The organism is Nostoc sp. XA010 (genome assembly GCF_020829625.1).
Classification (GTDB): domain Bacteria; phylum Cyanobacteriota; class Cyanobacteriia; order Cyanobacteriales; family Nostocaceae; genus Nostoc.
The window spans coordinates 1-26,078 of sequence record NZ_JAIVFX010000003.1 but is presented as its reverse complement, the minus strand read 5'-3'; the positions used below and the strand labels follow the sequence as shown (position 1 = coordinate 26,078).

General features: G+C 39.9%; 14 protein-coding genes, 1 tRNA gene, 1 pseudogene and 1 CRISPR repeat array. Of the genes and pseudogenes, 5 read left to right on the top strand and 11 right to left on the bottom strand.

Translation table 11 applies throughout. The features are described from left to right. Positions 1-533: 533 nt before the first annotated feature. On the bottom strand, positions 534-752 hold the full coding sequence (locus LC608_RS05570; RefSeq protein WP_229552592.1) for a hypothetical protein: 219 nt from the start codon (positions 750-752) through the stop codon (positions 534-536). Between the two features lie 36 nt (positions 753-788). Between LC608_RS05570 and LC608_RS05565 the strand changes: the two genes are divergently transcribed. Then, positions 789-998, top strand: coding sequence for a hypothetical protein (locus LC608_RS05565; protein ID WP_229552591.1), 210 nt, complete (start codon positions 789-791; stop codon positions 996-998). Positions 999-1,151: 153 nt separating this feature from the next. On the opposite strand, the pseudogene LC608_RS05560 reads toward LC608_RS05565, so the two are convergent. Continuing rightward, positions 1,152-1,886: pseudogene (locus tag LC608_RS05560) on the bottom strand (low temperature requirement protein A); the annotation flags it as partial. Positions 1,887-2,150: 264 nt separating this feature from the next. Here LC608_RS05560 and LC608_RS05555 point away from each other — a divergent pair. From LC608_RS05555 to LC608_RS05545, 3 genes are read left to right on the top strand one after another with little or no spacing between them, the layout of a single operon-like run. Then, entirely contained in the window at positions 2,151-4,010 is a 1,860-nt protein-coding gene (locus LC608_RS05555) for a Mu transposase C-terminal domain-containing protein (RefSeq protein ID WP_229552590.1), read from the top strand. A 3-nt stretch (positions 4,011-4,013) separates the two neighbouring features. Further along, complete coding sequence (locus LC608_RS05550) at positions 4,014-4,868, top strand: AAA family ATPase (protein ID WP_229552589.1); 855 nt, start codon at positions 4,014-4,016, stop codon at positions 4,866-4,868. Then, positions 4,822-5,379, top strand: coding sequence for a TniQ family protein (locus LC608_RS05545; RefSeq protein ID WP_229552588.1), 558 nt, complete (start codon positions 4,822-4,824; stop codon positions 5,377-5,379). The genes LC608_RS05550 and LC608_RS05545 overlap by 47 nt, the downstream gene beginning before the upstream one ends. Positions 5,380-5,697: 318 nt before the next feature. On the opposite strand, the gene LC608_RS05540 is transcribed toward LC608_RS05545, so the two are convergent. From LC608_RS05540 to LC608_RS05525, 4 genes are all read right to left on the bottom strand, one after another. Further along, positions 5,698-8,808, bottom strand: a complete 3,111-nt coding sequence (locus tag LC608_RS05540) for a hypothetical protein (RefSeq protein ID WP_229552587.1) — start codon at positions 8,806-8,808, stop codon at positions 5,698-5,700. Between the two features lie 177 nt (positions 8,809-8,985). Then, positions 8,986-14,316, bottom strand: coding sequence for a DEAD/DEAH box helicase (locus LC608_RS05535; protein ID WP_229552586.1), 5,331 nt, complete (start codon positions 14,314-14,316; stop codon positions 8,986-8,988). A 111-nt stretch (positions 14,317-14,427) separates the two neighbouring features. After that, positions 14,428-15,234, bottom strand: coding sequence for an Rpn family recombination-promoting nuclease/putative transposase (locus LC608_RS05530; protein ID WP_229552585.1), 807 nt, complete (start codon positions 15,232-15,234; stop codon positions 14,428-14,430). Between the two features lie 16 nt (positions 15,235-15,250). Continuing rightward, positions 15,251-18,901 (bottom strand): Eco57I restriction-modification methylase domain-containing protein, encoded by a 3,651-nt coding sequence (locus LC608_RS05525; protein ID WP_229552584.1) that lies wholly within the window; start codon positions 18,899-18,901, stop codon positions 15,251-15,253. Between the two features lie 118 nt (positions 18,902-19,019). Between LC608_RS05525 and cas12k the strand changes: the two genes are divergently transcribed. Then, positions 19,020-20,663, top strand: coding sequence for a type V CRISPR-associated protein Cas12k (cas12k, locus tag LC608_RS05520; protein ID WP_229552583.1), 1,644 nt, complete (start codon positions 19,020-19,022; stop codon positions 20,661-20,663). 491 nt (positions 20,664-21,154) lie between these two features. Then, positions 21,155-21,409: a CRISPR direct-repeat array (repeat unit 37 nt; unit sequence GTTTCAACAACCATCCCGGCTAGGGGTGGGTTGAAAG). Between the two features lie 565 nt (positions 21,410-21,974). Here the strand turns inward: cas12k and LC608_RS05515 are convergent. From LC608_RS05515 to rsmA, 5 genes are all read right to left on the bottom strand, one after another. Then, a tRNA-Gly gene (locus LC608_RS05515) sits at positions 21,975-22,046 on the bottom strand. Positions 22,047-22,216: 170 nt separating this feature from the next. Then, entirely contained in the window at positions 22,217-22,834 is a 618-nt protein-coding gene (locus tag LC608_RS05510) for a GerMN domain-containing protein (RefSeq protein ID WP_229552919.1), read from the bottom strand. A 612-nt stretch (positions 22,835-23,446) separates the two neighbouring features. Then, entirely contained in the window at positions 23,447-23,776 is a 330-nt protein-coding gene (locus tag LC608_RS05505) for a DUF3082 domain-containing protein (protein ID WP_229552582.1), read from the bottom strand. Between the two features lie 84 nt (positions 23,777-23,860). Further along, the gene (gene ispE / locus LC608_RS05500; RefSeq protein ID WP_229552581.1) at positions 23,861-24,814 is read right to left on the bottom strand and encodes a 4-(cytidine 5'-diphospho)-2-C-methyl-D-erythritol kinase; all 954 of its coding nucleotides are present in this window, start codon (positions 24,812-24,814) and stop codon (positions 23,861-23,863) included. Positions 24,815-24,882: 68 nt separating this feature from the next. Further along, positions 24,883-25,725: a 16S rRNA (adenine(1518)-N(6)/adenine(1519)-N(6))-dimethyltransferase RsmA gene (gene rsmA, locus LC608_RS05495; RefSeq protein ID WP_229552580.1), complete on the bottom strand. Its 843-nt coding sequence runs from the start codon at positions 25,723-25,725 to the stop codon at positions 24,883-24,885. Between the last annotated feature and the right edge of the window lie 353 nt (positions 25,726-26,078).

Genomic DNA, 26,078 nt, shown 5'->3' with positions numbered 1-26,078 from the left:
CCCGGTCATGAAGACTGGGCTTTTAATATGGGGTTATATACCCCGAAGGTTTCGTTATAGAGTTTCAGTATAAATCGCTTGTCTGATAGAGACTACCACCTGAGCATAATCAATTCCGGAAAATTAGAAAATTTTTTTAGATACACCAAAATAAAAAAGCTAGAACTCTGACTTCAAAAGGAAAAAGATCCAATCTAGCTACAATTTAATAAGTCTGCATGGTAAAAAAAATCACCCTAGTTTGCTTAAAGCCTTACTAGCTATGTCATGGGCAGATCGAATGGACTGGTTTTCGGGGCTGATATAGCAGTTTAGTATGACCCGAATATACCAGCAATGTCTACGACGGGCTACGCCTACGTGCCAGATGGATTTTTAAGTCTGGGAGTCAAGCAATTTTTTGGTGAAAATCTCTGCCTCTCTTACGAAATTTGCGAAGAAGAAAAATTCCCCATATTGTTACTGGAGATAAGTTTCCGAATCTTGACATGACTAGCGTTAAAAGTGACCCGATATTCAACCAGTCGCCGCTCTTAAACTCTAGATGCCGGTTTCAAAAATAGCCACGCCACAAAGAACGTAGCGGCTGTGAATATTTGCGTCAAATCCAAAGCAGATAGATAGCCATCCGCAAATGAAGCAATACTGCGATCAGTAATGCCGAATACCCAGGATGACAAGCCAAACAGCCAGATTCCATTCTTGAGATTTCCGACGAATTCCTTAGAGTCTGATGGTTCTTTGTCTTTCATTATCTTCTGTTCTATTGGTGAAAAATTTGATGATTGATGCGAAATACCTGCCATGAAGAATTTTTTCTGACTCCTGACGCTAAATTTACACTTCCTATTAATAATATTAATAAATATTTCGTCTACTTGACTTCACTGCCCAAAGGTACATCTCCTAATGATGACATTCCTTTTTTGGTTGTGTCACCTCCGATAGACGGTAATGTGTTGAGTTATCAGCCTTACAACGTCATGTTTGAATACTGAGATTACATAATCTTTAAATAACTATATGAATATTTATTGATATTTTGTTTAAAATCCTCCATAGGATAGATGCTTTACAGATAAATCCTCATGTTTATATTGCGTAGATACATAGTAGTAGCGCACATATATGGGCTACTACTACGCTATGAGCTAGATTTGAGGGTCAACCAAGCGGGTAGTAGGGCGACTCTGATATAAATCTTGAACGACTTGGACAGCAGAAACTACAGCTACAAGGCCAATGACTGCAACAGGTAACAAACCTTTGCCAAAGATAGCGATCGCTAGGAACAGGACTGCACTTCCAAGTCGATACTGGGAACGGATTTTGCAATAACGGATCACCCCAAATCTGTGGAGAATACTGACAGCTAGAGAGCATAATGCTACTGAACCACAGATGAGCCATCGCTGGGAATCGGGTAATGCTAAAGTTTGCTTACTCAATAAAATTTGTTCTACGCCGACTCCAGCAGCAGCAATCCCAATCACTAGCGGTAAATGGGTGTAGAGCCAGATATAGACAAGACCAACTTTTCCATGAGTCCGCGCCATCTCAATAGGTTTACCACCCAAGTTATCAAAATAGACCCACCACCAGCTAAAGGCGATAATTAGACCAAACACGCCAGAAATTACAGTTAGAGTGTCCCATTTCTGCTCAGAAACACCGTTGACCACTGCAATGATTGCTTCACCCAAAACAATAATGGTAAACAGCCCGAAACGTTCTGGTAAGTGGGAGGCGTGGGGAAGTAACTCGATCTGAAACTTACGTACTGTTAAGGGTGTAGCAAAATCAATAATGATTCCCAGTGTCCAAAATCCGAACCGCCAAGGGATGGGTACAGATGCTGAGATTAACCAAAGCAAGGCTGCGATTGTACTTTCGCAAATTATATGTCGCAATTCGCAGATAGTGTCGCAACCGCATCTAAATACCTGAAACCTTTACTCGGTAAGGATTATAGACTATTTAATGACAAAAAAATAAATTTGCTTAATTCGCATTTTCTATGTCGTAAATCCTAGATTCTCAAATTAAATGTCGTTTGTTAAGATTTAGACATTTATCAAATTGTATGTCGCATTCTTAGCCAATTAATGGTACATTAGTACCTTAATTATTCATGAGTGTTTTTCACTCCAATGGCAGACAAACAATTTGAATTCACGGAAGAATTAACGCAAGCTCCAGATGCTATTTTTCTTGACAAGAGTAATTTTGTTGTAGATCCATCCCAAATTATTCTGGAAACATCAGATAGGCATAAACTGACATTTAATCTGATCCAGTGGCTTGCTGAATCACCGAATCGCACGATTAAGTCTCAGAGAAAGCAGGCTGTTGCAAATACTCTTAGTATTTCTACTCGTCAGGTGGAACGCCTCCTCAAGCAATACCAGGATGACAAGTTATCAGAATCAGCAGGAATACAACGCTCAGATAAGGGAAAACATCGAGTCAGCGAAGACTGGCAAGAATTTATCAAAACAATTTATGAAGAAAGTATTAAAAACAAACATCCAATTTCACCAGCATCTATAGTTCGCGAAGTAAAGCGACACGCGATCGTTGACCTTAAGCTGAAACCAGGAGATTATCCTCATCAAGCTACTGTTTATAGGATTTTAGATCCTTTAATCGCACAACATAAACAGAAGACAAAAGTCAGAAATCCGGGTTCGGGATCTTGGATGACAGTTGTAACACGAGATGGACAGCTACTGAAGGCTGACTTTAGTAACCAAATTATTCAATGCGACCATACTAAGCTGGATATTTGCATAGTTGATAGTGATGGTAATTTATTGTCTGACCGTCCTTGGCTAACCACTATTGTAGATACTTATTCAAGCTGTATTGTTGGTTTCCGCTTATGGATCAAACAACCAGGTTCTACAGAGGTGGCTTTAGCTTTAAGACACGCTATTTTGCCCAAAAGCTATCCTGATGATTATAAGTTAAATAAAGTTTGGGAAATATGCGGGACTCCTCTTCAATATTTTTTTACTGATGGTGGAAAAGATTTTCGCTCAAAACATCTTAAAGCTATTGGTAAAAAACTAGGATTTCAATGTGAACTACGTGATCGCCCTCCCGAAGGCGGTATTGTAGAACGCATTTTTAAAACTATTAATACTCAAGTTCTCAAAGATTTACCTGGTTATACAGGGGCAAATGTTCAGGAACGCCCCAAAAATGCAGAGAAAGAAGCGTGTTTGACAATACAAGATATAGACAAGATCCTAGCTAGTTTCTTTTGTGAGATTTATAACCACGAACCATATCCCAAAGATCCCCGCGAAACAAGATTTGAGCGCTGGTTTACAGGAATGGGAAGAAAACTACCTGAACCTTTGGATGAGCGAGAATTAGATATCTGTTTGATGAAAGAAGCGCAACGAGTTGTTCAAGCGCATGGATCTATACAGTTTGAGAACCTGATTTATCGAGGAGAATCACTCAATGCATATAGAGGTGAATTTGTAACGCTTAGATATGATCCAGACCATATCCTGACTTTATATATCTACAGTTGCGAAACTAATGATAATTTAGAAGATTTTTTGGGCTATGCTCATGCCGTCAACATGGATACCCATGATTTGAGTATAGAAGAATTGAAAGCCTTGAATAAAGAGCGAAGTCAAGCTCGTAAAGAGCATTTTAACTATGATGCCTTATTAGCATTAGGTAAACGGAAGGAACTTGTAGAGGAACGTAAAGAAGACAAAAAGGAAAAAAGACGCTCAGAACAAAAGCGTCTACGTTCAGCTTCCAAGAAAACCTCAAATGTTGTTGAACTGAGGAAAAGTAGAGCTAATGTTTCTTCAAAGAGAGATGAAAAACTGGAACTCTTGCCAGAGAGAGTTTCAAGGGAAGAAATACAGCTTCAGACAACAGAATTGCAACCAGAACTATCTGGTCAAGTTGACACTCAAGAGCAGGAGAGACACAAGCTGCTTGTCCCTAACCGTAAACAACATTTGAAAAAGATTTGGTAATTTATGGCGCGATCGCAACTTGCTATTCAGTCCTCCGTTGAAGCCTTAGCTCCGGAGCTAGATTTAAATGCTCAACTTGCTAAAGCCGTTGAAGTTGAAGAGATATTCAATAATTGCTTCATACCAACTGATCGTGCTTCAGAATATTTCAGATGGTTAGATGAGTTGCGGATACTGAAACAATGCGGTCGAGTAATTGGCCCCAGAGATGTAGGGAAAAGTCGAGCGTCTCGTCACTATCGGGAAGAGGATAGGAAAAAACTTTCGTATGTAAGAGCTTGGTCAGCATCAAGTTCCAAGCGTCTATTTTCGCAAATTCTTAAGGATATTAACCACGCAGCACCAACAGGTAAACGGGTAGATTTACGTCCAAGATTGGCTGGTAGTCTTGAATTATTTGGGATAGAACAGGTCATTATTGACAATGCTGAAAATCTCCAAAGAGAAGCACTGCTAGACCTCAAGCAACTTTTTGACGAATGTCATGTTCCTGTCGTCTTAGTTGGAGGACAGGAGCTAGATAAAATCTTGGCCGATTTTGATTTGTTGACTAGCTTTCCAACACTGTATGAGTTTGACCGCCTAGAATACGATGATTTTAAGAAAACACTAAGTACAATTGAATTCGATATTCTGGCTCTGCCTGAAGCTTCTAATTTATCTTGCAGTCCTATATTCGAGATTCTAGCTGAAAGTACAGGTGCGCGGATAGGACTGCTAGTCAAAATACTCACTAAGGCAGTTTTACATTCACTCAAGAATGGCTTTGGCAAAGTTGATCAAGGCATTTTAGAAAAAATCGCTAGTCGGTATGGCAGAAAATACATTCCCCCAGAAAACAGAAATAGCAATAAATGAAGATTATGACATTCTGCCAAGGTTGGGCTATGTTGAGCCATACCCAAATGAAAGCATCAGTCATTATCTGGGACGCTTGCGCCGATTTAAGGCTAACAGTCTTCCTTCAGGATATTCTTTAGGAAAAATTGCTGGTCTTGGTGCTATCACAACGCGATGGGAGAAGTTTTATTTCAATCCCTTTCCGAGTCTTGAGGAATTAAAAGCTTTAAGTAAGCTGATTGGTGTGGAGGTCGAGAGGTTATATGAGATGCTGCCACCCAACGGTGTAACTATGAAACCTAGACCAATTCGGTTATGTGGTGCTTGCTATGCAGAAGTTCCTTGTCACCGCATTGAGTGGCAGTTTAAGAAGAAAATGAAGTGCGATCGCCACCAGTTAGGTTTGTTAACAAAATGCACTAACTGTGGGACACCATTTCCAATCCCTGCCGATTGGGAGGTAGGGCAATGCACTCATTGTTCCCTGCCTTTTGCAAAAATGGCGAAACGTCAGAAGCACTATGGTTAAACGGCATTTGCAAACCATCGGATTGTTAGCCTGATGAGTTTTTGAAATATCAGCCGGATGTAGATTATATTTTTACATTAAAAACTCTATATAGCTAATTTGATCTTGGTAACTTAAATAATCATTATAATCGCCACTAAATTCATTGATAGTAAATCCATCATAGTACAGTTGACTGCGGTAAAACCAAGAAGATTTTCCCCAATTTCTATAGGAATTATCAATATAGTTATGCCGAGAAGACAATTCATATTTACGTTCGTATCTATCTTTATAGCCAAAATCTAATTCTCCTGATTCTGCGTTAGATATTTCTTCCTATAGAGTTACTTCTAAAGTTTTATTTGGAACAAATGTATTCTTTGAATTAGGATTAATTCTTTGAATAGGAGTAAGAATTTTGATATCTAAGGATTTTCCAAGTTTTACATCTGCTATTGTAGGAGAGTCTTGGCTTGAGATATTTTGTAGTGTTTTTACTACATTAACATAAGCAATACTATTAATTTTTTCAGCAGTGGCAGTAATAGTAACGTTAGTGCATTTTTCATTTATAGACAAAGTACCATGCAAGTTAATATTACCTTCTGTTGCTTTCCAATTTACATTATTAACCTCTATCTCATAGCAGTGTTGGTCTAAACCTTTAACAGTAAAATTAATATTTTCATAGGGTCTTACATGTGCTTTAGCAGGATAAATTTCTAATCGTCTTAAAACAGGTAAAACTGTAATTTCTGCTGAAGCGCTTAGATTAGCTGTTGCTTGGTTTAAACATAAACTACTAATAAATCTAAAAAGACGAGAAGCTAGTTTTATAAGAGTCTTGGTTATCCAAGTTTGTAACTCTAGCTCGAAGTTGTCTATTTCTGTTTCTGTAATCGTGCTGCTAACTTCAGATGTATCTTCGGTATTTGACTCAGTAATAAATTCATCTTGAACCTGTGCCCAAAAACGGAGAAAATAAGACAAAATCTTACTCGAAATTCCAACGTTAAAGAGCAACGTTCTTGACTTTTTGGTTAACTTAGGGGTTAAACGAGAGGTTGCAGTTACTAAAAACTGGCCTTTAGCATTAAAATCAACAATAAAATTACCATTTTGGTCAATATCTCCCCCAGATGCTTCCCAAAGAATTGCTCCGGGGTCAATCTCATCACCAAACTGATCAAAACCAATGACGGTGAAAGTTTGGCTTTCATTAGGTTTGAGGTGTACAGCAGGTGGAGAAATATGCAATCTTCTTAAGATTGCTAGTAAAGTAACATAAGCTAATTTCCGAATATTGCCAACTGAGGCAGTAACAGTAACCTCTCGTTGGCTATAACCGCCTTGGAACAATCCATCACGGCTAATTGAACCTCCTTTGGTTGATTTCCAATCTACTTTTTCAAGTGCTATCTGACTATCTTGTTGGTCAAATCCAATGACCGTAAAAGTTTTATTTTCTTCAGGTTCTAGCTGTATTTGAGGAGGAAAGATTTCTAATCGCCTTAATACTGGAGGAACACTGACATAAGCAGAGACACTGAATCTTCCAATAGTGGCAGTAATGGTAAATTGACCTTTTTGGCTGCTGTCAGTAAAGTAATAAGCATCTCGATCAATTGTGCCGCCTGTTGCTTCCCAATTTATTCCACTGATAGCGATCGCATCTCCGCGCTGATCCAGACCCATTACCTCAAAATGCTGCCATTCTCCAGGATTCATCACAACTTGCTGTGGAGAAATGACCACTTCAGTTAGCCTCGAAGGTTCAATGACTTTAAAATGGGCTGTACCTTTAATATTTCCTACCGTTGCACTTACTGTAATATTTGCATCTCTGTCAACTGCTACAAAAGTTCCATCTGGGTAAATCTTGCCGTCTGTTGTTTGCCAGTGGATGTTTTGAATTTTTACTTCATTTCTAAATTGGTCAAATCCCCTAACCCTTAAATTAAGCTGTTCATTCGGTTTAAGTTGCGTTCTTTGTGGCTCAATTTCTAAACTTCTCAGAACTGGAAGCAAGCCTACACAAGCTACATCGCGGACATCTCCAACAGTAGCAATGATGTCAACTGTATCTATGTCGTAACTACCAATGAACATACCATCATCATCAATCAATCCTCCAGTTGTAGATTGCCAATCAACTCTTCCTATGCCAATTTCATCTCCTTCCTGGTTAAATCCTTTGGCAGTAAAGGTTTGGATTTCATTAGGTTCAATTTGTATGTCCTTGGGAAAAATTTCTAGGCGTTGTAAAACTACAGGTACAACAACTCTGGCAGAAGCACTTACATTTTTTTCAATTGCACAAGCTGATATGCTAAACTCACCCTTGGCATTTTGATTAACTATAAAATTCCCATCTTGGTCAATTTTTCCACCTGTGCCGTTCCAACCTATTTTCTCAGTTGCGATCGCATTACCCCGTTGATCTAAACCTTGAATGCTAAAGTGTTGGTGTTCCCCAGGCTTCATTTCAACTTTTTGGGGAGAAATGACGAGTGTAGTTAATCTCGCAGGTTCAATGACATTAATTATTGTAGAGGTGCTAATCTCTCCAACACTGGCAGTGACAGTAATTTCTTGCTCTTGATAACTTGCTTGTAATCTACCGTCAGGAAAAATTGTGCTGCCTGTTGCACTCCAAGTTACTTCTTCAAGCTTGATATCACTACCATACTGATCCACACCTTTGATAGTAAAGTGCAAACTCTCACCGAACGTCAATGTGGGTTTTAAAGGAAAAATAATTAATGTTTTGAGTTTGGCTGGTTCAATTAGTGTGATTGAAACAGAGGTTTTGACTGCTTCTAAATTTGCTGTAATTGCAAATTCCCCAGGATTTTGTCCAGCATGGAAAGTTCCATGATCATCAATAGTGCCACCTGTAGCTTGCCACAATAATTTTTCTACACCAATTTCTGAACCTCGTTGATCTAACCCTCTGATATTGAAAGCTTGAACTTGACCACACTCCAGCTTTATTTTTTGAGGTGTAATAATTAATTGTGTCAATTTGGCAGGTTCGATAATAGTAACTGATGCAGAGGTTTGGAAGCTTCCTGCTGTAGTTCTAACTGTAAATTCTCCCTCTTCTTTACCTGCTATAAATAAGCCACTGTTATCAATATTGCCTCCCTCTGCCTGCCATGATAATTCTTGAACACTAATGTCTAAACCATTTTGGTCGATTCCTTTGATACTAAAGGTTTGGCACTGACCACACTCAAGCTGTACTTGAAGGGGAAAAATTGATATGTGGCTTAATCTTGATTCAGCACAACCTTTTAGCGGATGCAGTAATTGACCTGTATGTAAATTCCAATGACCCAAAGTTAGTGCTTGTTCTAAAGCTATGAGTCTCTGCTGTTCGCAATTGTCTGCTAAATCCCGCTTGACTTTTGCTAGCGGTAAAGATTCCTTTGATTTATTAAACATAAGATTCTCATTTATACACTACTCTAAGTATTCCCATTTATGAGGTTGTAACAACAATGGCGAGTAATATTTAAATGAGTGATTATAATGAAAAAAACTTATGCACAATCAGCAAAAAATTTAGTTACTGATTGATGCTTAAGTTCTAATTTTGGAAGTAAGATTGCACTCTAAAATTCACAAACTTGCTAGTTTTGTCAACTCTATTCGCCAATCTTCATCATGCCGTAGAGTAAGGATATGGTAACTGGTATTGTGCTTGAGATTATCCCGTTCTATTTGGTCTTGGTTGCGTTTTTCAGGGCTGTCATGAACTGAACCGTCGCAGAAAACAGCAATGCAATTTTCTTTATAAAGAAAATCTGGCTTACAGTTTGACTCTGGAATCAATTCCTGTGCAGTATCGGGTAATTTATATCCACCGTGATAAATTTCATGTAAAACTACCCGTTCAAATTCGGAATTAGGGTCTGTTTGTTGCAGTAATTGTTGATACTGTTCATCACGACATATTCCTTCTATCTGCACTGTACTTTTTTGCAGTTCGTCAAGTAAGGGTTTGATGAGATGGCGATTTATCAAAGCATGGTCGAACTGGTTGCGGTAAGAAAGTAAGCATTCATAGCAAGCTTGGACACAGCTATCTTTAATTTCTTTGAAATGGCAAATATCTAAAGCTGCATCGGCTATTTTTTGAAAAGAATCAGGTTTTTCTAATAGTTGAGAAAGGACACCTGCACCGCCTTCCGTAGCCTCCCAGAACAGCAAATATTTTCCGTCTCCCAGGCGTTCGGAGTCGAGTTCATCGGCTTCTAATTTGTACACTGCTTGGATGGCAGTTTCCAAGACATATTGCAGGGTGGCAATAAAAGCTTCTCTTTCGTCTGTGGGTACACTTAATGGTTCAACAACCAGAATATTGCAGGTGTTTTTCACCATTAAATTAACGTCGGCATGAATGCTATCTTTTGCTGAGTCATTTTTGGCATCGCCCCAAATACCAGTTTTGATATCGAGTTTAAATCCTCGTTCCTCGCTTTTTTTCTTATTCAATCCGCGATTAATATGCCAGATGTCTGCTGTAGCGCCATAGGTTAAACGTAATAATTCTGTACCATCGGCAGTCTGTACCGTTGCTGATTGGCGTTTTTGCTGGTCGTAACGGAAATGGGTGGTGATGTTGTAACCGTATTTCAGGCGTTCTTCTTCATCGCAGGTAATGCGTTCTCGTCTCCAGGCGATCGCAGTTTCCATTGATAATAAGCGAGTAAGTAAAGCCTTATTATTGTTACTATCGACAAGTTTTGCCCCACAGTTCTCACAGGTATCGCGGTTACTGGCTGCCCCTTCATGGAAATAACCACATTTAAAGCAAACATTTGCCCGTTGATAGTCAGCACCACTAACAGGCATTTTGGTTTTAGCCACCATAAATTTACTACCCTCGTAGTAAATAACATTACCAGGGGCAAATTCTCTCAAAGCCACGCTGCGGAGGCGGGAAATAAATTCGCCACTTTCTTCTGTGGGAATAAATGCCCGAACTGGTAAGCGGGGGAAGTTAAACCCAGGTAAAAATCCCTCGGCAGCAAAGTAACGATAGGGGTAAAATTCAAACTGATTATTGCTTTTACCTTGCACTTGTCCCACTAACAGGTCAATTTGTCGCAGTGCCTCTTTTTCTTGGGCTTTAGCGATATCCCGTTCTTCTTGAGTCGCATAGCCTCTGGTATAACGACTTGTGCTGTCGCGGGCTTTCTCTAATTGTTCAACTGCGTCTTTGTATAGTCTACGCCAGCGATCGCACGCTTGATCAAAGGCATTATGTGCATTTTCTAGGGTAAAATGTAACCAATTTTCAGAATACCAAGAAGTTTTGTTCAGATCGTTTTGGCAGAAAGTATCAGATAAAATCAGTTTTGTAGCTGCCAGACATTTGGCTAATTTTTCCTGACTCATAGTGATTCCCTGACTTACATCTTCTTTTAGCGGACAGTCCGGCGAATCTAACTCCAGAATTTGGTTCATGGAATTTTCCAGATATAAGCCAGTGTGTGCCAGCCAAATTGAATACACATGAGATTTAATTAAATCCTGGTTTGCTAGTTCTAATTTAGGTGGGGCGACGACACCAGCAACCATTTGACTTTGACGTTTAAAGAAATATTGGTCGTGACCGCTACCAATGGAGGCATAAGTAATTACTAAAGCTTCCTGTCCACTTCTGCCGGCGCGACCACTGCGTTGGGCGTAGTTGGCTGGACTGGGGGGAACATTCCGCAGATGGACAACGCTGAGGTCGGAAATATCTATCCCCAATTCCATTGTCGGGGAACAAAATAAAGCTGCTAATTTGCCATGACGGAATGCGTCTTCTCGTTTCTGGCGGTTTTCGTTTTTTACCTGTCCGGTATGTTCTCGCCCTTCTAGTGCTTTAATTTGATGAGCGTTAGTTTGGTAGAAGTCTTGAAAAAATTGATTTACAGAAGTATTTCTTTCGCTACCCTGCAAGCGACGCGAGATTAGAGGGTCGGCGGGAATTTCACTTAATTTTGAGGCGACCCAGACCATTGAATTAATTTTTAGTTGGACTTCTTCTTCGTTCTTGTGTAAGTAACCTGCATCTGCTAAAGCATTGACTAGAGCATTAATTAATTCGTTATAATCTGACCCTGGTAATGGTTTTTGCAACCAATTCCATGCCCAATTAGAACGCAGAAAGCGCCCGATTTCACCACGAAATGTCAGTCTAATTGTTCTTGATTTACCTTTTTTCTCCGTCGGACTGAGGCTTGCCCAAAAAGCTTCGTGTAAATATTCAAAAGTATCAATAGTCCAAGGGTCTTTTAATGCTTGAGATACTTCCTTCTTCAGTTGTTCTATGCCATTTTTTTGGAGAATTTCCGCATCAATTACCAGTTTTTTTCGCAAGTGGTCAAGAAAGGTTTTGATTACAAAATATTTTTGTGCAGGTGAAGCTTGCAGTAAAATTGGATGGCGGTATTTTTGCCAGAGTTGAGTATTTTCACAAGTTGCTAATAGTTCAGCGTATTCTATAGTTAATAAACCGCATCCTTCTAGATTAGGTTGAACAATTCGCCAACCGCGACGTAAATCTTCGTATAGCCGATATTCAATTAAATTGCTAAAAGCTTCTTCATTTTTGCGTTTACCAATGCCAAATTCTGCAATTTGAATTGCATAATCTGCTTGAGATAAACCCATTTTTTTGACAACTTCCGCTGCAAGTGCTTTGTGAGTTAACTTTTCATTTTCTTGAATAGCACTATTCAAAGCTGCCCGTAAGAAACTGGTTTGGACAAAATCATTGAAATGTCCTGCCTGTAATGAAGCATCCTGACGGTTATCAGTAAAGCTGAGGATTTTTGCGGCTTTGGCTTTCTCGCCAGTGAAAACTTGCTTGAGGCGACTGACGGTAGAAAGACAAAGTAGAGTAGTTGCGGTACTGCGTCCTTCACTACTTAGACGAGAGAGTTTGGTAAATTCGTTTTTCTTTTGGTCGTACAATACACCGCAGTGGAGACAAGTAAGAAAGGGTTTAGGAATAAACCAACAGGTAGTTCCCTGTAATACAGAGTTTATGACTTTACCGTTGGGTAGAACTTGCAGTTTGTGGGGAATAAAAGGTGCATATTTTTTTTCGGGAATACGCCCTTGCCTTTTAGTTTCTTTAAACCATGAGTCAGGAAGTCTCTCTTCATCTTCTTTATCCCAAAGTCCGGGTTCATCAAGGGTTAGGTAGCCTTCCTTGATATCTTCATTCTCAAGACTATCTAAGGCTGTGGGTAATTGGGGCAGTACAATATCTTTTTCAGAATCGTAGCGTACTACATAATAGTCTTGTCCGCATTCCCGACAAAAGACGAGGGGATAAAGCAGGCGGTTTTCGGTGGTTGTGTACTGGCCTTCTAGAGTGAGAAGTCGTTTGTCTCGATTTTCAATCGTGGCGTAAACACTACCCCCTTGGGAAATAAACTGATGCAGACGGAATGCTAACCCCTTTGTTTTGCTTCCCCAAAGAAATATCTGTTTGAGGATATTTAAGCAAGTTTCCTCGTTGAGTTGGGTTTCATTTGCGAGTTGATTTGCACCTGTTTCTAGAGTGATGGGTGTGCGACGGACGAGATGTCCTTGTTTGTCTTCTAAACCAAAGTTCATCTCTACCCAGTGGCTAAGGGAATGCTGTTTAAAAGCGTCTAAGGTTTGTTCGGACTTTGGGGGTAAACCTTGAATAATGCTTTCCTGCAATTTTTCTGTGGTGGGTGCAGCACTTTTGATAGAACGTTCTAAAGTTTCATCGATGACGTTGCTTGGTTGAATTTCTACACCGAATAATTTACTAGCAACATCTGCGACTACCTGACGGCGTTGCTGGCGGGAACCTTCCGAAGACATGGTGGCGCTAGTGCCAATACACAGAAGTTTCTGGCCGCAGCGTTGCCGAAGTTTGCGAATTAAGATGGCGACATCTGCACCTTGCCGTCCTCTGTAAGTATGCAGTTCATCTAATATGAGAAATTTTAAATCGGGGGATGCTACTAATTTATCTTCGTGTGTGCGAGACAGCATTAACTCTAGCATCACGTAATTTGTGAGCAAGATTTGGGGCGGGTTGTTTTGAATTTCGGTTTTCTTTTCTAGTTTTTCTTGCCCAGTGTACTTTTCAACGCGAATATGGGTGTTAGGGACTTGTTTGAGAAATTTTCTTAATTCTTCTTCCTGAGAATTAATTAGGGCATTCATGGGATAAACCAAAATAGCCCTAACTCCTTTGATTTCAGGATGGTGTAGCAAATCATCAATGATGGGTACAACATAAGTTAGGCTTTTACCCGAACCCGTTCCTGTGGTGACAACGTAGGGTTCTTGACGTTGTGCTGTTTCAAAGGCTTCTTTTTGGTGGTGGTGGAAGGTAAAAGCTTCACCATCTTGTGAGAAGTAGCGTGTAGAGTCTGGATGGAGAACACGTTGCTGTACTAATGTAGTGACAGATGCGCCAGGACGATATTTAGGGTTAAGTTGCACTAAAGGGTCAGTCCAGAGTTGACCTTTTTCTAACTCATTATCGACAAATGCTTTAACTTTTTCGTCGCGGATTTTGAGGAAGCTTTCAATATAGCGGCGGTAGTCGCCAATTACTTCGTTGCGGAAATTAAATATATCAAGAAATTGAGAATTGGTGAGAGAGGATGAATTACTCTTTACTGGTACTTGATGAGTTGTTCGACCTAAGCGTTGGTCAATCCATTCTTGAAGTTGGTAATTAAAAGTTTGAGTAATAGTAGAAAAGTCAAAAATTTCTGCAATTTCTTGTATATCCCAATTTTGACGGATACTTGTAAATAGCAAAGTTAATTGTTCTGGCGTAACAGCTATCACTCCTGTACAATCTAGGAATGCTAATTTTTGACCTAATAAATTGCTAATAGATAAAATCGCATTTTCAGGTTGCTGTAATAATTCTTGTAGCTTTATAGTAATTTTCATAAAATTTGATTCTAGATTTTAGTAGATAGGGTGCGTTAATGAACTAACGCACCCTATCTACTATATTTCCCGTTATAGACACGAGAAATAACAAAATACGTATTGATATTTTTACATCTCTTCCAAAACTTTCCTTACTTCCTCCATATCTAGTTCTAAACGTTCAGCAATTTCTTGAACAGTTAATCCTAGTTCGAGGAAAATCGGTATCATTTTCAATTTGGTTTCTAGTTTTCCTTCTTCCTTACCTTCTTCTCTACCTTCTGCTTTTGCTTCTTGATAAACTCTAGTTTCTTTAAGTATGTTTAAGTTCAGCATGGTTTCTATCTCCTCGCGGCTTAAGTTAGGAAACTTGTAGACTACGATTGTCTCTATAAATTCTAGAACTTTTCTTTGAATAAGAGTGTCTGTCAATTCCTCTTTAGCTTTGTCAATTAGGTTTTTGGCCAATTCTCCGGCTTTGTTTTCACTCTCTATAACTAAGCGTACAATTCCTATTCCCAGAGAATCATCTGGTGCGTCGTCAAGTTCATCTAGGTAAAAGCGACGTAGATGAGGTTCTAGCAAGGAACGATAACGTTGGGGATAGCTACGTTCATTGCTGCGTTTGTCATAGATAACTATTGCAAACCAGTCAGGGTTAGGTGGCTGATATTGTGTAAAGTAAAGAAAAATACTTGTAAATAGTCGGTCATAAAATTCTTCATCTTTGTAAAACTGAATCTCTACAAAGTACAGTGGTTGATTAGGGAATTCTTTTAAGGGAGAAAATAATCCATCTAATCGGAAGCTTGTTTGCTTAATTTCTGGTGCGGTAAACTCGTAAGTATTGGTGCTAATATCTGGCTTACCAATAATTTCAAAGAAGATATTGGGTAATTCTTTAAATATCTCATAGAAAATTGTATCTGTTTTCATAATTACGAATTACGAATTATTTAAACATTCTATCCCATGCTTCTAGCACTAACCTTTGTGTACGGTATTCACCAAATTGCTTAATTTCGTTATTCTTCAACACGCGGAATGTTTCGCTGGGGAAGTCTGCGCCGTAGACATCAGCAGGGTCGAGGATATATCGCAGTTCATCACGGGTGAGTCCGTAGAGTTTGGCGTAATATGCGTCTAATTCTGCTCTTAATAATGCGCGTCTGTTGGGGTTCCAAATGAAGGGTTCGCCGTCGTATCCCATATCTTTGGCGAAGGGTTGCATATCCCAGGCAGTGTAAACTAATGCGAGTACGCGATCGCTAATAAATTTGATATCTTCTGGGGTGTATAATTCTGGGGGAAGAACGGGGAGTTGTTTGACGATGAAAAAGTTCATTGTTGTTCCACCTAATTTTTGACGAGTTACAAAATCAAAAACTAGACTATTGATAGAAGCATAAAAACAGGATACAAATCTCGCTTCAAATTTATTTGATATAAGTAAGGGTGCTTTATTACCAATACCTACTTTCGGTAAGAAGCTAAAGATAGAAGTCCTTTCACTTGTAGAATTTGTAATATCTCTAAAACCTAAAAGCCAATCTTTATTCCATTTATCAGCTAGTCGATTTTCTACCTCAATTTGACTCACCCAGTAACGAGCTTTAATAGTAAAAGTTGGGTTTTGTTTGATTTCATCTGGTATTTGAGGTAAAATGCCTGCATTTAGGTTAGCTTGTGTTGCACCTTCATAAGTTGAGTAACGATGATCAAACTGATGAAACATTTTAGCTTCATAAAGCGGAACTAAACCTTCACCTGGTTCGTTTTTAAATAAACTGCTATCATTTGCCATGTGAAACATAGCCATAAACGAAATATCCCAAGGATTATTCCCAGTTGCCTCATTTTCTAAAACAGGAACAAGCTGATAAATTTTCGTAGTTAATTCTGCATCAGCACGAGTGCGGAAAATAGGACAAGTAAAAGTATTGGGATTAATTAAGGCAATTTCTGCCGAGGATAAATTAAAATGACGTTGCTGTTTATTCGTATCGGCAAAGTAACGGCAGAAAAAGGTAAAATCTGCTTTTCTAACTTTTACATCCCCTCCTGTAACTGCTAAAGTACAGAATTTAAAAGCGTGATGTACTGACGGGAAAATGAAAGCTTCATTTTCAAAACCTGTTAGGCTCGCTAAAGACTGAGATTTAATTAAATTACTGAAATAGTTTTTAGTTGTGTCATCAGTAGCAATACCAATGGGTACAATAACCCCAATTCTCCCATTAGATGCAATCAACTTTTTCGTAGTCTCTGCAAAAATAGCATAAGTATTGATGTCTCCCACCGCAGTTAAAGGAAACCTAGCCGACTCTCTAATAAACTTACTCTGCGCCTCAGCATCATGTTTCGCATCTTCAAAAGCTTGTGCTAACTCAGGATTTTTCTTAGGTAATTCCTTAATCAACTTCTCCCGCGCCGCTTTATTTATAGCGTTAGCAATTTCTGTACTTTGAAAAGCAAAAAATTCTTTCTCTTGTAACTTAATCCGTTCCCAAGGTGGATTACCCAATACACAATTAAATCCACCTTGTTCAAATACTTCAGGAAACTCTAAACACCAGTGAAAAAAGTGTTTTTCTTCAGCTAACTTATTCGCTGCATTTACAACCTTACTTAATTCGTAATTCGTAATTCGCAATTCGTAATTATCCTCTGATTTACGAATTTTTTCTACTTTTTCACGCTTTAAACGGTTTAATGCTTCGGTCGTAGGTAATAACTGCAAATGATGCTCAGTTAGCGACATAAAAAACGCTGCTGTCCATAAATTGCAAGCAGAATGTTTCAACCACCAACTAGATTCTTGCAGATTTTCTTTATATTGCTTTTGCTTATCTTTAACTTGTTGTGGCGTGGTTTCAGGAATTACCCCCAACTGTCGCCACATTTCTGCATAATCTACGCTATCAGTTTCTAACTTCTCACCAATTGATAGTTGTCCTGTTTTCTCTCGTTCGTTTTTATTCCGTTTCTTAAGCTGTGTAGATAGTTTTTTATCATCGCCAGTTACCGCCTTAAACGCTTCATCAGGTATTCCTTCATTCAAACAACTCAAATCCATCACTCCCACAAGGGAATTACCACACTTAATCCTGTGGTCTAAAAAGTTAAGAGGGAAGCCGCGAGAAAAACCTTCAATCCATAAGGCTACTTTGCACAAATCAACAGCTAAGGGGTTTAAATCCACCCCATAAATGCAATTTTGAATAACATCTCTAATCGCTAACTTTAAAGGTTCACTACCTGGTTCAGCTTCTCCAGTACGAATTTTAGCTAATTCCTTTCCTACCCGACGTGCTGCGGCTAAGAGAAAATGACCCGAACCACAGGCGGGGTCTACAATTTTGAGGTCGAGAAGTGCCTTTTCTAATTCGTAATTGCTTTCTGCATTCCGAAGCTTTTCTTTCGTACTGCGAAGTTTTTCTTCGATTACAGGTTCTAAAGCTGTTTTTATCAGTTGTCCTACTAACTGCGGTGGCGTATAGTAAGAACCAGTAGTTTTCCTTTCACTACCAAAGACTAATTTGAATTCGTAATTTTTAGGAGAGATTTCTGGGTGAAAATCAAGCAGACTTTCATATACGCTGCCCAGTTCTTCTACATCTAAGGCAGCATAATTTACCCGTCGTAATTGCCCCTTATCTTTATATAATGATAACTCCCGAATCGCTACTAGCAAATCGTGATTATCAATAGCACAATCATCTAAAGCTGGTAGAGTGTACGAACCAAATAAATCGCCATTTAATGGTGATAATCCTAAATATTTTCCCCGCCAATTTTCATCAAATAGCAAGAATGTAACCCGCAAACCCTGCCATAAATCTTGAAAGCCTTCCCGCCGCCAATGGGGACGCTCGGCTAACTCTCGCAGTCGCTCAATGCTGTAATATTCTCGGTAGATTCGCGCTTTCTCTACATCCTCACCAATTAATAAATTACGAGACTCTGCCACCATCAAAAACAGCAGGCGATAAATCAACCGCAACAGTTGGCGATAATATCCGATATCTGTTAATTCTGTACCAGCAGCAAGCTTCTGCCGCAAGTTTTCATTACTGGGATGTTGTAGAAAACCAGTGCCTAGCTGTATTAGTGCTTTTTCTACCCCATCTCGGAGTCTGTCGCGTACCCGTCCGCCCTGTTGCAGTGCTTCTTGGTGGTAATATTCCAGCAAGCACTTATCGGCATCATCCATACCTTCAGGCAAGCGGGAACGGTGAAACAACCGATAAAATAGCCCAAATTCGGCAAAGTTCTCACCGTTGAGAATCTGTTCTAAGTCAAATTCAACGTAGGTAAGACGAGTCATCAAGGAAGAGTCGCGCAGTAACCGCCAGCGAAAACCATTGGTTGCGATCGCCCACAAATGTTCCGTCTTGTTAAGATACTCCTGCACCAGTGCGTGTGCTGATAACCTGGGTGTGCCACTGGGAGGACGATGATCTACCTTGATTCGACAACCAATAATGTGGATAGGTGGCTTGTTTTCGCCTAATTCCGCACGATGAGAAATTGCATAAGTTTGTCCCTCCACGACTTCGGCTTTAGCAGTGTAAACAGGGTTATATCCGAGACTGCGTAGCAAGGGAACTACCCACAGTTCGCGGGTGACGCTGGTAGCGGTATCATCTGCATCTAACCTGTCTATTTGCCGTTGAAATGCTGCCCAATAAGCTTTAGCATCACCCCATGCGATCGCTTTAGTGGATTATGTATATAAATCCTGGTTTGCGTTACAAAAACGCAGAAAGTACCAAATAGAAGGGAAAGAGCGTTGGCTGAAAATGCTCAAAAGCGATCTAGAACTCGAACAAGAAAGTCAATGTAGCTTAAACGTAATTCGTACTAAAGCCACCGAAATTCTTACCAAATTTGCCCCCCAGTCCGAGCAGAATAGCAACCAGAAAAAGGGCAAAAACACTAAAAAATCTACAAAGTCCAAAAAATCTTCACTTTTCCAAATTCTCTTAAACACTTACGGAGCAACACAAGACCCTCTTACTCGTTGCGCTCTCGCATATCTGCTCAAAAATAAGTGTAAAATCAATGAACTCGACGAAGACCCAGAAGAATTTACTAGAAATAGACGCAAAAAGGAAATAGAAATTGAGCGATTAAAAGACCAACTTCAAAGCCGCATACCGAAAGGTAGAGATTTGACAGGAGAAGAGTGGTTAGAAACTTTAGAAATTGCTACAGCTAATGTAGCTCAAAATGAAAAAGAGGCAAAAGCTTGGCAAGCAGCACTTTTAAGAAAAACTGCTGATGTCCCCTTTCCTGTGGCTTACGAATCTAACGAAGATATGACATGGTTAAAAAATGACAAAGGTCGTCTCTTTGTTCGGTTCAATGGCTTGGGAAAACTGACCTTTGAGATTTACTGTGATAAGCATCATTTGCAATACTTTCAACGCTTTTTAGAGGATCAAGAAATTAAACGCAATAGTAAAAACCAACATTCAAGCAGTTTGTTCACTCTGCGTTCAGGGAGGCTTGCTTGGTTGCCAGGTGAGGAAAAAGGTGAAGTCTGGAAAGTAAATCAGCTAAATCTCTACTGCTCTTTAGATACTCGGATGTGGACTACTGAAGGAACTCAACAGGTGGTTGAAGAGAAAGCCACCACAATTACCAACACTTTAACGAAGGTAAAACAGAAAGGTGACCTCAAAGATAAACAGCAAGCTTTTATCACTCGTCAGCAATCCACGCTAGATCGAATTAATAACCCTTTCCCTCGCCCCAGCAAGCCTAATTATCAAGGTCAACCCTCAATCCTAGTTAGCGTTAGTTTTGGTCTAAAAAAGCCAGTCACAGTAGCGGTGGTAGATGTTGTTAAAAATGAAGTTCTAGCTTATCGCAGCGTCAAACAACTACTTGGTGAAAACTACAATCTTCTCAATCGTCAGCGACAACAACAGCAACGCCTATCTCACGAACGACACAAAGCTCAGAAACAGAATGCGCCAAACTCCTTTGGTGAATCAGAGTTAGGGCAATATATAGATAGATTATTAGCAGATGCAATTATTGCGATCGCCAAAACCTATCAAGCAGATAGCATAGTTATCCCAAAACTCCGCGATATGCGTGAGCAAATCAGTAGCGAAATCCAATCCAGAGCAGAAAAGAAATGTCCTGGTTACAAGGAAGCTCAACAAAAATATGCCAAAGAATATCGCATAAGCATTCATCGCTGGAGTTACGGTCGATTAATTGAGAGTATTAAATCCCAAGCTGCAAAAGTCGGAATTTCTACTGAAATTGGTACACAGCCAATCAAAGGTAGTCCACAAGAAAAAGCGGGAAATTTAGCCGTCTTTGCTTACCAAGAACGTCAAGCCGCTTAAATTTAATTTACTAATCCGAACCTAGAAAATATAATATTTTTATAACAGCGCCGCAGTTCATGCTCCTTTGAGCCAATGTACTGTGAAAAATCTGGGTTAGTTTGGCGGTTGGAGGATCGTCATGCTTTCTGACCCTGGTAGCTGCCCGCTTCTGATGCTGCTGTCGCAAGACAGGATAGGTGCGCTCCCAGCAATAAGAAGTAAGGCTTTTAGCCATAGTCGTTATTCATAACGGTGTGGATTACCACAGTGGTGGCTACTGAATCACCCCCTTCGTCGGGGGAACCCTCCAAATATTTTTTTGGCGTGTCAAAGCGGGGGCAAAATCCCTGGAGTCCCGCCAAAACTTTGAAACCCTTATCCAGTCTTGCCTTAAGAAACTAGTATGTCAATGCATTTAGTTTTTTAATTTGCAATTCGAGACTTTTTAAGCAGACCTGCCAAATTATGTGTATGGAAAGCTTTTATAGCAAGGGTTCTAGACGGGTAGAGTTTCAACAACCATCCCGGCTAGGGGTGGGTTGAAAGTTTTACAAAAGCTTCCAAGCATTGAAAAAAGCTTGGGTTTCAACAACCATCCCGGCTAGGGGTGGGTTGAAAGTTGACCAAGTTATTAGGGTATCTTGTTTAGCAAAGTTTCAACAACCATCCCGGCTAGGGGTGGGTTGAAAGAGCCTTGGAATTTGCTGGGGCAGTTTGTTTGCTTGAATTTCAACAACCATCCTGGCTAGGGGTGGGTTTAAAGTATTTGCGTCTGTTCCAATTAGTACTAGCTATTGATGCTCAAGAACCATCTCGTCTAAAAGTTGCCTAAGAGGGTTGAAAGGAATGTCATCTTCCCAATACTAAGGTGATTTACAAGAAAGAATTTACCGATTAGAAGAGCCAACAGCCGTTCTCCTCTACGATGGAATGATGTTGAGTGGTAATTTTTATTCTGGAAATCATCTAAAGTGTCAAAATCCATAGTGGCTAATGGAAGGTTGAAATAAATGAGTATTTTCTTGTAAAGACAATATGCTACCGGTTACTTTCACTGATTAGTTGCTTCATCATAATTATGTTTAATGGGTAAGGGTAGTGCTGAGAGCGGAGTAAGAAAATTACCCATTGAAACTTGGTTTAGCAGAATATTGGTGAGTCAGTTTAATATAGAAGCTAGTGTGCCAATTAGACCACAATCTAATACGACATTAATTTGCGAAAAACTAGCATAATTAAATTGACTCTAAAAAATAGCCCGAACGACATTAATTTGCGAAAAACGACATTAATTTGCGAACACCGACATTTAATCTGCGAATGTACAAAAGCGGGCGATGGGACTCGAACCCACGACGTTCACCATGGGAAGATGACATTCTACCACTGAATTACACCCGCGAATTGCTGCCATAAACTTAGGGCTAAAATCAATAATATCACTATTTATAGCTGTTTGAAACTGACTAAAACATGCACTGTTTTGGCAATTACTGATGCATAAGTCCTGTGGCTGTTCAGATTGGGAAATCTTTTAGCTAGCTGATGAGGGTACTAACTACCATCTTTAACTAAAGAACAATGTCTTCACCTCGCTCGGTGAAGCGAACCTCTTTAATATTCCATTGAGCATTACTTGTTAGGGTTTTCCGGAGACTGCCAAACAAAGCAAACTGTTCACAACTAGAAAGAGAAGCTATTTGTCGCTTTGAATCAGGGGATATTCGCAAATCAACTGTAGCAATGCCATTTTTGATGTTGACACGATACCCAGACAAACTAAAGTCGCTTGTATCTCGTTTTTCTAAAATTTTGCTCACTACATTTGTTACTGGTTCCTCAGCTGGTACTGAAACCTTTTGTGGAATGAGTTCTTGACATTGGGTATCACTTGTATACATCGTAACGTTAGTAGTTTTGCTAGTGGCAGTTTTAGGAGTTGATGAGGAAGGCGTATTTTCCTTAGGAAGTTCCTGATTAGGAGATTTTTCTCTTAATTGAGCTACGCTAGGAATTTGGCTGGGAGTCTGAGACGATGCCCTATTGGTCGGTGTTGTGGTAAGGGATGGGGTTCCACTGTCAATATTACGAGCGGTAGGGTTAGAACTACAACTGCTGAGGCTGACAACAATTGTCACAAAAATAAATGGTAAAAAATATCTCTTGGTTATGCTCATAATTTTGCTCATAAGTGATGTTGCTGCTATCAACTTCAGTGTAGCTGGTATCAATTCCACATAAATTTGTGAATATTGAGCCAGTTTATAAAGTGTCAACCCGAAATCTGTTCAAGTCGAGGGCTATACCATACACCAAAATTACAACATCTGCTGTTCAAGGAGTGATCTCTGACAACAAGCCGCTTCTCTACGTTCGCGCAGCGTGTCGCAGACAGACGCTGTGCGAATGCGTCTATGCCAATTCCAAAAAGCTTAAGCAGAATAAGCAGAGGTGCAGGAAACAAAAATATACTGATCATTGTGGTTTATTTATCAAAAAATAGCTGTAAGTTTGAGCAGATGATTATCTTACCTAAATCCTCTACTATAGAGGATTTGCTCAGAACGATCGCTGTCCGATAAAAAAGTAAGTTTTCTTAAGGTACTGGTACGTTACTAACTCTTATCAAATCGCCTAATCATTACCTTCATCGTTTAACTCTGAATCAATTTTTCTATCTGTTCCCCAACTACAAGCTATTTTCGACTTCAGCCTTTCAGAAGCGCGAACCTACAATTGCTTAAAAATCGTGATCCGTTAGAAAAACTTGCGTTTTTAAGTTGCTCATTAAAAGTAAATTATTAGTTTTCACTACTTTTCCGCTTGCTCAACTCCTGTACTAATAATTGCACTCCCAAAGCCAATAAACCAATTGCTACTATACCAAATATTCCGCTTCCCAGAGCAACTACACCAACAACCAGAGTCCTAACAGCAGAAGAAATCCTAATTACTAATGGATTAATTGAATGGAGAGGTTTAGTAGCAAAATTTGTAGCGATCGCAATCATCAGCGAATACATTGCATATCCCATTCCTCCAGAAATCGCCGCCCCAGTTAAACAGCGTAAAGGACTTGCTGCCGCCTGTATTTTAGTATCCGTTTGTGGCGTTAAATTTTGGTCACTCATACGATTTTGTATTTTAGATTTTGGATTGGGCCATTAAGAATAATTCTTGTCTATCCCCTATGCTTCATCAACGAAAAAAATTATTTAAACAGACGATGCCACTTTAATACCATGTGTGATTGTCCGAGTTACAAACAATTCTAAGTTCTCATCAAGAATTGATTCTCTCACTTTCAGCAAAACTAGTTCTGCCTGCTGTTGAGACTCAAAAAGAGCAAATACTGTTGGCCCAGAGCCAGACATCATTGTTCCTAAAACGCCTTCTTGATTTGCAAAAACTTCTCGCAGTTGCAAGACTTGGGGATAGGCTGGCAATACCACGCGCTCTAAATCATTGTGCAGTTTTTGGGCAATTTCTCCCGCATCTTTATTTACGACAGCTTTTACTATTGCTCCTGAATGAACTGCATTAGCACGCACTGCCAAGTTGTTACTATCTCTAATATAAGAATGACCAAACTGCTCTCGATAAGTTTTGTATGCCCAAGCGGTGGAAACTTCGAGGCTACGGTATTTTGCCAACACTATATAAATATTATCCAAACTTGGCAGAGGAGAAAGTTGCTCACCTCTACCTGTTGCGATCGCAGTTCCACCCGCTACACAAAACGGCACATCTGAACCAAGTGTACCTCCCAACTCCTCTAATTCGGACTGAGTTAGCCCCAACTTCCACAGTAAATCTATTCCTACCAAGACAGCTGCTGCATTCGTAGAACCCCCAGCCAACCCAGCAGCTACAGGAATCTGTTTATTAACGGTAATTTCCACACCCCCATATTTAGCAAAGGCTTCGGGAAATTGCCTCACCATTAATTCTGCTGCCCGGTATCCTAAATTACTGTTATCTGCTGGTACTTGTGGGTGGTTGCAGTGAACACGGATGTTGTCAGTGCTAATGGAACGCACATCAACTTGGTCAGCAAGACTAATACTTTGAAGTATCATGGCTAACTCGTGATAACCATCGGGGCGATCGCCAATGATTTCCAGATATAAGTTAATTTTGGCAGGGGCGATTAGGCTGTAGGAATGCATTTTCTGGGAATGGGGAATGGAGAATGGGGAATGGGGAATCGAGAATGGGAAAAAATTTGCCTTGTCCCCTACTCCCTACTCCCTACTCCCAATTCGTTTGCTAGAATTACCCATTGCTGAACACCGAGGTCTTCGGCTCTAGCTTGGGGATTTATTTTTAATTGTTCCAGTAAGTGGCTCAGGCGATCGCGTTCTATAACTGATTGCAAATTATTTCGTAACATTTTGCGCTTGGAACCAAACCCCAACTTTAAGAAATTCTCTAACTGTCGAGGATTAAGGGCTGGTATTTCTATTTTTCGGGGGCGCAATCGCACCACTGCTGAATCGACTTTTGGCGGTGGATGGAATGCGGCCGCTGGAACTGTGCAGATTAACTCACACTCAGCCAAATACTGTACCCGCACGCTCAACGCCCCAAAGGTTTTTGATCCTGGTTTAGCATACAACCTTTCTGCGACTTCTTTTTGTACCAGCAACACTATAGAGTCAAATGGTTCAGCGTTGGGGTTAGCGATCGTACCCAGTAGTTTCTCAATGATTGGCCCTGTAATGTTGTAGGGAATGTTGGCTACTACCTTATTAGGCTTTTGAAAATTTGGAAAGGCTGCCAGATAAGATGGTAAATCTAGAGTGAGAAAATCACCTTGTAGCAGTAAAAAATTTTCAGTCTTACCAAGCTGCTTTGACAACAGATGGCATAAGTCGCGGTCTATTTCAACTGCAACCAGAGATTGCACTAAGGGTAATAAACGACGAGTCAGAATCCCGGTTCCGGGGCCAATTTCCAAGATGCGATCACCTTTGGCGGAGCGATCGTTTTCTGTACACTCTGCTGCTTTAATAATTGCGTCGAGCGCCTTTTCACTTTTGAGCCAATGTTGAGCAAAGACCTTACGCGGTCGGATCATCTGTATTTATTGCCTAGTCTAGTTTTTAGTTTTTTCTCAAAAATTCATTATAAATTTTGAAGTCCCTCAACAGCCCTAGACTCACTGTAACGCCTATCTTCTCCTCCAAACGCTCCGCGAACGTAGTCATGGCTATGGTGTAAATGCCGATATAAGCATAACCTGTAGGATAGGAGTCTTAAACCACAAGCTCTGCAACAATTATGCTCTTAATAATATATATAGTTATAGCGGTTATCAGTCCAGTCCAGTACACTTAGGAGAGAGCAATTCTACTGATAACTGGTCGCTATGAAAGCCTACTCTCTCGACTTGCGTCAGAAAGTTGTTGATGCTTATGCCTGTGGTGACAT